Source organism: Actinomadura sp. KC216 (assembly GCF_004348535.1).
Classification (GTDB): Bacteria; Actinomycetota; Actinomycetes; order Streptosporangiales; family Streptosporangiaceae; genus Spirillospora.
The window spans coordinates 1-1,781 of the sequence record NZ_SMJX01000601.1 but is presented as its reverse complement, the minus strand read 5'-3'; the positions used below and the strand labels follow the sequence as shown (position 1 = coordinate 1,781).

The following is a 1,781-nucleotide window of genomic DNA, read 5'->3' as shown; positions in this document are numbered from 1 at the left end:
CTCTACGCCCTCCTCCAAGCCGCCCTGGACGCCCAATCCGTCCACGACGGCGCCCCCCGCACCGGCCCCGCTCCCGGCCACGGCCGCGGCCGCGCCGGCACCGCACCCCAGCGCGACCTCGCCTCCGCCATCGCCGCCCTCGACCGCGGCCAGACCCGCCGCGGCCTCCGCGTCGTCATCTCCGACTTCCTCGCCCCCGACGGCACCCACGACGGCGCGCACCACGACACCGGGCACGACCGGCCCGACTGGGAACGGCCCCTGCGCCGCCTCACCGCCCGCCACCAGGTCCTCGCCATCGAGATCATCGACCCCCGCGAACTCGACCTCCCCGACGTCGGACTCGTCGAGATGACCGACCCCGAAACCGGCACCGTCCACGAGATCGTCCTCAACCGCCGCGTCCGCGAACGCTACGCCGCGGCCGCCGCCGCGCAACGCGACCACACCCGCGCCGCCCTCCGCCGCTGCGGCGCCCACCACCTCGTCCTGCGCACCGACCGCGACTGGATCGCCGACATCGCCCGCTTCGCCCTCCGCCAGCGCCGCGCCGCAGGCCGGCTAGTCACCACCGCGGGAGTGCGCCCATGACCTTCCTGTCACCCGAACGCCTCTGGCTCCTCGGCGTCCTGCCCGCCCTGGCAGCCGTCTACGTCCTGCTGCAACTGCGCCGCGGACAGCACGCCGTCCGCTTCACCAACCTCGCCCTGCTCTCCCAGATCGCCCCGCGCCGCCCCGGCTGGCGCCGCCACGTCGCCGCCACCCTCTTCCTCATCATGATCGCCCTCATGATGATCGGGTTCGCGCGGCCCGCCGACTCCGTCAAGGTCCCCCGCGACCGCGCCACCATCCTCGTCGCCATCGACGTCTCCCTGTCCATGATGGCCAGGGACGTCCCGCCCAGCCGCTTCGACGCCGCCAAATCCGCCGCCAAGAAGTTCATCGACGACCTCCCCCCGCGCTTCAACGTCGGCGTCGTCGCCTTCGCCGGCAGCGCCAACCTCATCGCCGCGCCCACCGCCGACCGCGACGCCGCCGTCGCCTCCATCGACCAGCTCGTCCTCGCCAAACGCACCGCCATCGGCGAGGCCGTCTTCACCAGCCTCCAGGCCGTCCGGTCCTTCGACGCCGAGGCCAGCCAGGACCCGCCGCCCGCCCACATCGTCCTGCTGTCCGACGGGGACAACACCACCGGACGCTCCGTCCAGGAGGCCATCGACGCCAGCCGCGCCGCCAACGTCCCCGTCTCCACCATCGCCTTCGGCACCCCCTACGGCACCGTCGACATCGAAGGCGAGACCACCAGCGTCTCGGTCAACAAAGAGACCCTGCGCGCCCTCGCCGACAGCACCAAAGGCAAGGCCTACGAGGCCGAAGACTCCGGCGAGCTCCGCGACGTCTACGCCAACATCGGCACCAGCCTCGGCTTCCGGACCGAGCACCGCGACGTCGCCGCCCGCTACACCGGCATCGCGCTGCTGTTCGCGCTCGCCGCCGGCGGCGCCTCCCTCGCCTGGTTCTCGCGCCTGCCCTGACCGCTGATACGGTTCGCCGACGTGGGGGAACACTACTTCGCCGAACGGCCGGGCACCGAGAGCCGCCGCCGCACCGTCGACCTCGTCCTGCCCGACCTGCACCTGCGCCTGGACACCGACAGCGGCGTGTTCTCCCCCGACCGCGTCGACCCCGGCACCCGCGTGCTGCTGGAGACCGTCCCCCCACCACCCCAGGACGGCGACCTGCTCGACCTAGGCTGCGGCTACGGCCCCATCGCCCTCACC

General features: G+C 73.4%; 2 protein-coding genes and 1 pseudogene. All 3 read left to right on the top strand.

The features are described 5' to 3' along the window. Positions 1-591: pseudogene (locus E1264_RS42385) on the top strand (hypothetical protein); the annotation flags it as partial. Beyond that, positions 588-1,535: a VWA domain-containing protein gene (locus E1264_RS42380; RefSeq protein ID WP_132183199.1), complete on the top strand. Its 948-nt coding sequence runs from the start codon at positions 588-590 to the stop codon at positions 1,533-1,535. The pseudogene E1264_RS42385 and the gene E1264_RS42380, both read left to right, overlap by 4 nt. Before the next feature lie 21 nt (positions 1,536-1,556). Beyond that, positions 1,557-1,781: methyltransferase (locus E1264_RS42375; RefSeq protein WP_165964673.1), on the top strand; the 225-nt coding region annotated here is incomplete at its 3' end.

Excerpts from the sequence above, each read along its gene's own strand:
- E1264_RS42380 (WP_132183199.1), top strand. The coding sequence starts at position 588 with ATGACCTTCCTGTCACCCGAACGCCTCTGGCTCCTCGGCGTCCTGCCC.